At 34.7% G+C, this 6,903-nt stretch carries 12 protein-coding genes and 2 pseudogenes; 2 read left to right on the top strand and 12 right to left on the bottom strand.

All coding sequences use genetic code 11. The annotated features are described in order from the left end of the window. The first annotated feature begins 321 nt into the window (after window positions 1–321). Window positions 322–528, top strand: coding sequence for a SymE family type I addiction module toxin (locus tag J3U36_RS11245; RefSeq protein ID WP_267379885.1), 207 nt, complete (start codon window positions 322–324; stop codon window positions 526–528). A gap of 118 nt (window positions 529–646) precedes the next feature. On the opposite strand, the gene J3U36_RS11240 is transcribed toward J3U36_RS11245, so the two are convergent. The 10 genes and pseudogenes from J3U36_RS11240 to J3U36_RS11195 all read right to left on the bottom strand — a co-directional run bounded on the left by J3U36_RS11240 (window position 647) and on the right by J3U36_RS11195 (window position 4,590). Continuing rightward, window positions 647–784: an SMI1/KNR4 family protein gene (locus J3U36_RS11240; protein WP_267385917.1), complete on the bottom strand. Its 138-nt coding sequence runs from the start codon at window positions 782–784 to the stop codon at window positions 647–649. Window positions 785–808: 24 nt separating this feature from the next. After that, window positions 809–1,084: a hypothetical protein gene (locus J3U36_RS11235; RefSeq protein WP_267379977.1), complete on the bottom strand. Its 276-nt coding sequence runs from the start codon at window positions 1,082–1,084 to the stop codon at window positions 809–811. Then, the gene (locus J3U36_RS11230) at window positions 1,081–1,242 is read right to left on the bottom strand and encodes a hypothetical protein (RefSeq protein ID WP_267360401.1); all 162 of its coding nucleotides are present in this window, start codon (window positions 1,240–1,242) and stop codon (window positions 1,081–1,083) included. Before J3U36_RS11230 ends, J3U36_RS11235 begins: the two co-directional genes overlap by 4 nt. A 2-nt stretch (window positions 1,243–1,244) precedes the next feature. Then, complete coding sequence (locus tag J3U36_RS11225; RefSeq protein WP_267360402.1) at window positions 1,245–1,508, bottom strand: hypothetical protein; 264 nt, start codon at window positions 1,506–1,508, stop codon at window positions 1,245–1,247. 109 nt (window positions 1,509–1,617) lie between these two features. Continuing rightward, complete coding sequence (locus J3U36_RS11220; RefSeq protein WP_267360403.1) at window positions 1,618–1,881, bottom strand: MafI family immunity protein; 264 nt, start codon at window positions 1,879–1,881, stop codon at window positions 1,618–1,620. A gap of 9 nt (window positions 1,882–1,890) precedes the next feature. Further along, a pseudogene (locus tag J3U36_RS11215) lies at window positions 1,891–2,248 on the bottom strand (EndoU domain-containing protein); the annotation flags it as partial. A gap of 166 nt (window positions 2,249–2,414) precedes the next feature. Beyond that, a complete protein-coding gene (locus J3U36_RS11210) occupies window positions 2,415–2,747 on the bottom strand; it encodes a hypothetical protein (RefSeq protein ID WP_267379981.1) in 333 nt (110 codons plus the stop codon). A gap of 1 nt (window position 2,748) precedes the next feature. Beyond that, on the bottom strand, window positions 2,749–3,117 hold the full coding sequence (locus tag J3U36_RS11205) for a hypothetical protein (RefSeq protein ID WP_267379984.1): 369 nt from the start codon (window positions 3,115–3,117) through the stop codon (window positions 2,749–2,751). Window positions 3,118–3,728: 611 nt separating this feature from the next. Beyond that, the gene (cdiI, locus tag J3U36_RS11200) at window positions 3,729–4,136 is read right to left on the bottom strand and encodes a ribonuclease toxin immunity protein CdiI (RefSeq protein ID WP_267360385.1); all 408 of its coding nucleotides are present in this window, start codon (window positions 4,134–4,136) and stop codon (window positions 3,729–3,731) included. Between the two features lie 28 nt (window positions 4,137–4,164). Continuing rightward, entirely contained in the window at window positions 4,165–4,590 is a 426-nt protein-coding gene (locus tag J3U36_RS11195; RefSeq protein ID WP_324101260.1) for a CdiA family toxin C-terminal domain-containing protein, read from the bottom strand. 152 nt (window positions 4,591–4,742) lie between these two features. On the opposite strand from J3U36_RS11195, the gene J3U36_RS11440 reads away from it, so the two are divergent. After that, window positions 4,743–4,877, top strand: coding sequence for a SymE family type I addiction module toxin (locus J3U36_RS11440; protein ID WP_416379837.1), 135 nt, complete (start codon window positions 4,743–4,745; stop codon window positions 4,875–4,877). Between the two features lie 448 nt (window positions 4,878–5,325). On the opposite strand, the gene J3U36_RS11190 is transcribed toward J3U36_RS11440, so the two are convergent. Then, window positions 5,326–5,562, bottom strand: a complete 237-nt coding sequence (locus J3U36_RS11190; RefSeq protein ID WP_267379987.1) for a hypothetical protein — start codon at window positions 5,560–5,562, stop codon at window positions 5,326–5,328. Further along, window positions 5,562–6,875: pseudogene (locus tag J3U36_RS11185) on the bottom strand (glycohydrolase toxin TNT-related protein). The gene J3U36_RS11190 and the pseudogene J3U36_RS11185 overlap by 1 nt, the downstream one beginning before the upstream one ends. Window positions 6,876–6,903: the final 28 nt, after the last annotated feature.

Genomic DNA, 6,903 nt, shown 5'->3' with positions numbered 1-6,903 from the left:
TCAGCGGATTATTCGCACTCTCCGTATCCCGACTTAATTCATTGATATCCTGTTTTTGCTGCTCTTTATTGCGGATGATTAACTCACCTTTTTCTACCGCCGATTTTGTCGTGCTTGAATCACTATCACTATTTTGATAAGCCGTTGGTACACCCACTCACCGAAACTTGTCTTACTTTTGTTTAGTTGATATTAGATTAAGGATAAATGAAAAGCTAAGTATTAACTTAAGTTTGGAGGGAAGGTTTAAGAAAATATAGTGAATAACGGCATAGATTAACAACAAACTGCTAACCACAACAACTAATGAGGCTAGTTATTATGGTTAAAACACATTCTAAACTAAAATCAACCACAGACAAAACACCGGCACTACAACCCAATGAGCGATTCTATACCGTGGGTTACGTGCCACAAGGCACAAAACCCAACCGCAGACCAGAACTGACCATTAAGGGCAGATGGCTGGAGCAATTTGGTTTTTATGCGGCTGCCCTGTTATCGTTAAGATTGAACAGGGCAAGTTGATGATAGAGATTGATTTGAAACTTTAAAACGATATAAAAGAACTCTATTCATTTTAATTGGCTATTTTCATAATTTATTTAATAATGATCTTAATTCTAAATTTTGACTAATAAACTATTTAATCTCCATTAATCCATTCTTGTTCTACCCAATCTGCAAGATCTTCCCAAGAATCATTGCTATAGCCATCTGGTGTCCAATAATGTACTTTACCATTTGGAAGTAAACAATAATAGCTACCATCAGCTTCCGGCAATAAATGCACAAATCTTTAAATAAATCAACCAATATTATATTTATAACAAATATCTTTTGCGGTTACTTCTCCAGTATGAAGTTTATCAAATTCTTCTTTAGTAATTTCAGTTTTATATTCACCACCTGCTAATGAGCCAGATATACATGAAAATAAATATTTATCTCCAACCGGTTTTATTCTCCACCAACTAGCTCCTTTGGGATATTCATTTTCTTCAACTATTGGTTCTTTATACTCTAAAGGTTCTCCTTCAATTTCAACGGGAACTCCTCCAAAATTAAATGTTACTTTCGTCATTTTGATTTCCTTAGTAATTGTTCGTTAATTTTATTAAGATTTAGTATGGTTCCTTGAGGTTTATGTGAAAAATCCATCACAGCTTCAACAACACCTCCAGAGGTATAACCACCTGGTTTCCAAAATTTATTAGCTCCACTTTCATTACCTGAAGGCATCCTTAATCCAGAAATATTATTTTTTCTATAACAACTACTACTGTATCAGAATTACTTAAATAACCTTTATCTAGCCCTAATTTTTGTTCAACTATTCTTAAATCACCTTTTGATTCGAACATTACTCTTTCAAATTCAGACTTAGGTATAACAAAACCACCATCTGGACCATATGTTCCATGCTTACTTATTCCACTTTTTGACGTAAATCTAACTGCACCATCATCAAATTTAGCTAAATGTGCTCCAATTTCAGCTTTTGACATATAAGTACTTGGATCTGGACGAAATCCTTTTTCTTTAGCAAGAATTTTATTTATTTCTTCTTCACTTAAACCCGAAATATTTCCTGCAGTCCCCTTTCCAGCTATAATTTTACTCAGAAATTAAATCAGACATATGTTTAATGCTAATATCATTAGTATCCATTTTTAATTCATTACAAATACTAATTGCAATATCATATTCTTTCTTTGTAATCGGCACTTCGTATTCACTAATATGATCACAAATTGTATCAAAAGCTAACCCTCTTTCATTGCAATCAACATAATAAATAGCATCTTGTAAAAGATCGTTATCTAAGCGATTTTTAAATAATTCACCAAATTCTTTAATTTTATTATCTAAATATTGCATTTTTTACCTTTATTTTATTGGTTTATAAGTATTTGGGACAGGAGCTTTGTCAGGAAATGCCGTTATTATTTTTCCATTCGCTGGCTGATAGACAACTCTTATTCTTACCCCATCGCGAACCTCATAAGAAACCCACTTTGCAGGTTTACCTTTTCCCGTGTAAATACCGCCAGTACCTGTTTGTGCATACCATTGTGTATTAGTCGATGTCGCAATATCCCCTATTTCATGGACAATTTTGTCTGCAGACCAATCCTTAGGAAATGTGGTTTTACCAGGATTTCCTGGGTACATGTGTCCCCCCACTTGTTGGTCCATCTCCATATAATATATGCTGCTTAGCTTCAGGTGATAGAATATCGACGTACTTCTGATTTTCAGGCGATATTTTTGCACCCGTCTCCTTTCCAGCTTATCATCGGCCAACTGATGCTCGATCGGGGGCTGTTGATTATCAGGCTTGAGATATTGGTATAGATGTCAAAGTAAAATCCTCACTGTTTAAGGTAAGGAGCTTACTATCACATTTATATTTAAAAATAAAAAAATAACCCTGTTTTATATTTTATTGCATTCTCAACTTGAGTTAATAATTTAATTAACACTTCGCTATTATTTGACATTATTGTATTTTGAATAATATTTCTAGCAATTATAAGTTTATCAATATCGGTTATCTTTTCATCTTCATAATCATCAATATTTATTCCTAATTCATTATTAAGTTGCTGAATAACATTACTCTTTAGAAGGTTGGCATAATTATCCTCATCAAGAGTTAACTCAATAAGATCACCATTGATACATTTATCAAAATATAGGCGCTCCATTGCACTTGTATTTACTGGAACGGATATATATTTCATATTATTTATTCCTTTCTATATTAAAATGAGTTACCGCATTATATTCACCTTGATTTCGGCCAGCTTCTTTTCCATTCTCTAATAATTTGTTGTTAGGAATATTTCCATTCAAATCCAAATAAGCCCTTTTTCCCGAAATATTAGGGTTATAAATTCGGAAGTAGTTTCCAGATATATCCTCAACAACCTGTATACCTGTCGTTGGATTAGTATAAATTCTTTTCCCTTTTTCAGTTGTAGTTATTATTGGATTTGTACCTGCAAAATCATTAATAGCTTTATCAAGATTTCCTGTAGGCCAATTATTTGAATATTGTTCAGCCCTAGCAGCACCACCTGTTAGTTTTTCTGTATTTGTAGCACCATTCACCTTACCAGCATTAATCTCTTGTTCTTTTTTTACATGCTCACCAATTTGCTACTTTTGTTGGCTTTCTGATTGGTAGCCTGATTATCTAGTATTTTATCCTTAGTCTCTTTATAATTTCCACCACTTTGCTCGATATTTCCTTTGCCGTGTTGCTTTTCTAAAGATGTTTTGTTTAATGGTTTGCTGGCACCCGTCCCCTTTCCAGCATTCTATTTACTGAAAAAAGGTTAAGCCAAGCTATGCGGAGATATTCTGCTTACTTTTGATGGTTGATAAATTGGAATTGATTAACACTATAACCAGTAATATGATTGTTAGTATTTTGATATTTTATGTTGCTGTTCGCAATAACTACCTTACTACCTGCATTATGTCCATCATCGCTAAATCTAAAAATGTCACAGAGCCTCGCCATAAATTTTTTATATAGCTAAATATCCTATTTTTTATCAATAGGTTATTATCCTTAATCATTATAATTGTTCTGCTTATAATTGATACTAAAGCCAAGAGTAAAATATGACCCCAGCTCAATACTGGGGATAATATTTGAATGTTCAGTATCCAGAACAACACGAGAAATATATTTAGAATAGATATCATCACCATATCTACACTGGTATTTTAGCTAATAACTCATTAACCTTATCTGTATCCTCTGGGTGAAGCTGTAGATACTTTTCACAGGCTAATCTAACATAATGATAACAAGTTTTTTCACTAACAGTTACCGTATCTTCTTCTGTTGGCGGATAACCAATTGCAAACTGAACCCCCTCAAAATGTTCTTCTTCATAATAACTATTCATATCAGGGAAATTGCAATACACACCATCCTGTATAAAAGATTCTTTTTGAATAATATTTTCGATAGCATTTAGAAAATAGCCATCATTATACATAAGATCAAAGTAATTTTTTATAATACTACTAGGTTTTGAAATACTAAGAGGTCTCTCAAACAGATGCTTATTTAGCTGTGAAAACCCATCTGTTTCAATATTTATAGAATCTTCCAAAATATACTCCTCAAATATTTATAATATACTATTTCGGGTGAAAATTAGTAACGGTACCGGTTTTAGGGTCTATATAAACCCTAAATGTTACTCCTCCGGCAGTCGCATTATATGCTCTTTCCCCTCGAGCGATTGCTTGCTTATAACCACTAGATGCTGCTTGTTGACCAAGTTCTAGCATTTTTTGATCTGTAAATATCTTTGGGTCATAAATTGTCTTTGTAAATGGTTTCGAACCATTACCTTTATAATCCCCAGTGAAGTTTCCTGCTCTATCTTTCGCAGGTATTTGATACTCAATCTTAGTAATGCCTGGAGTTCCTGTCGGTGTCTCATTCAAAATTTTAACATTATTTTGCTTAGCTGCATCATAAAAAGCATTAGCATTATGCCCACCTGAAATACCATTTTGACTAAATTTATCCACAGTTGCTAAATGCTTTGGTTGCTCAATATTAAAACTAATACCATCTGGAGTTTTGACTATTGTAGTCCCCTTTCCAGCATTAATCTCTTGTTCTTTTTTTACATGGTCACCAAATTTGCTACTTTCGTTGGCTTTCTGGTTGGTAGCCTGATTATCCTGTATTTTATCATTAGTCTCTTTTGACCATTAAGGGGAGATGGCTGGTGCAATTCGGCTTTTATGTAGGCTGCCCTGTTATCATTAAGATTGAACAGGGCAAGTTAATTATTGAACTTGAAGCAAGTTTAAAAAGTAATAAAAGCTCCGCCGTTTAAATGCTCGTAGTAGCTTAGGCAATCATTCGTCGATAGTTGATATGTTAAATCTATATTTATCAGGAAGGCAGCGGGGATAACTATCCAATATTACTCCCCAAGGAGTAAATTCTAAATAAAATTTACCGCTATTCCATAAACAGAGCTTACAGAGAACAAATATTTTTTTTAAGTGATTTCACATTTCATTGTCATTTTCAGAATGCGCCTCATTCAACACAGTTTCAAGATCATCCATAACCATGCGAGAGACGTCACAACATCATTACACTGTTGGCAAATCCAAGCCGAACCAGTCACCATCACCACTAAAAAGGTAAATTAATCGTCTAACTTGTGAAGTAGATCCCAGAGCTAGTAAATAATTACCCAGTTCTGCAAGATAGATTGCAGAACATAAAATTATATGTAAGAAAAAATAAATAAGTAAAATATAAAATTTTAATGATTAATCTTTCCAACCATAGTCATCTTTCATTATTTGATAAAATGCATCACATACATCATGTTCAGAGTTGTATTCTCCAATATAATTTTTGCTACTTCTTTCAACATAAATTAATTTCCACTTATTATTTTCCGGTACAATACATAAGCTCATTCCATTCTTAAGCCCATCAAGACTATATGACATATGGGGAACTTTTTTAACATCTAAAATTTTTTTTAATTCATCTCTATTCATTATTTTATTACCTCTTTTATGTACCCATTATCTATATACCATTTTACAGGTTTTGATAACTTATATTGTGTTCCCTGACCAGGCTGGCCAAACTACGGTAAAACTTTACTTTGTGATACATCTTCTATTGGTTTTATTATTTCATAAACTTTATAAGGAGAATTTAATGATGTTGATGGTAAGGCTCTTGCCTCAAATGCAACACCTTCTGGCGAAATATAGAAACCAGCACTACTTCCATATCTATCCACAGTTGTACCTGGTTTAAGTGTAACTTTTTCAACGGGTCCGTAAGCCCCATTATTTGGTGGCCAAATACCTAAATCTTCCTGAACTTTACCTTCCAATTTACTGTGTTCACCAAAATTACTTGATTCATTACCTTTTTGGTTTTTTGCAACATTGGATTCTACATTACCTTTGATTATACTTTGAAGATGCGTATTTGTACTACCTGTACCTAATCGATCTATCATCTTATTAAGCGCTGTCATTGATTCTGCATTACTCGAATCAGATAAATAATCTTTGCTTGCTTCATTTAATAACTGTACTAGATTAGTTTTATCTGTATCTGTTATAGCGATATCAGTTGCTGCTAAAATTGCCATTGCTGTGCCGATTGGTCCGGGTAAATATTGTCCAATTTGTTCTGGTGCTCGCATCCATAATTCAGCATAATCGCTACCGTTTGGCATTCCTTTACCTTTCATTAAGTCACTAAGCGCTTGCATGGTTTCTTCTTGCGTTAAATAACCATTCGCATAACCATGCATAATCGAATCCATGTTTCCACCTGTTGAATTATATACAGGCACTGGCATTTCATTACCACCATCTCCCCAACTAATACCATTATTCTCAACCGAATTCTTACCAGCTGCTATACCCGTGCTGACATCACCCACATCACCGCCCACACTGGCAATAGCCAGTCCGGTGGCGAGTTGGGCCAGGGCACTGATATTTTGTTTTTCAGCTTCGGTTAAGTCCTTAACTTCCTTACCATAGAGCTGCTTGCGTATGATATCCGCAGCAAGTTCACCGGTTACAGCACCGGCACCGCCGGCAAGTCCTGAGTTGCCTTGCAGTTCAGCTACCACCGCACCCAAAATCGCATGGGCAATAAGATTACCGGCTATATCATCGGTCTGCCAGTTTCCGTTTTCTTCCTTATGACCGGTATGCTTTTTGATTTGCTCCGCTACCCAAGGTGCACTGGCGCCAGCCAGTCCGCCCGTGATGTTGCCTGTGATAATGCCGGTCACTATCGATATCGCACTGTCTATCCCTTTGCTAACATCACTCCCCATTCCACCCAGGTTTTTATTATTTTCTCTA

This window comes from Gilliamella sp. B3817, from assembly GCF_026536705.1.
GTDB lineage: Bacteria > Pseudomonadota > Gammaproteobacteria > Enterobacterales > Orbaceae > Gilliamella > Gilliamella apicola_I.
The sequence above is the reverse complement of the archived record's forward strand: the minus strand, read 5'-3'. Positions and strand labels throughout refer to the sequence as shown.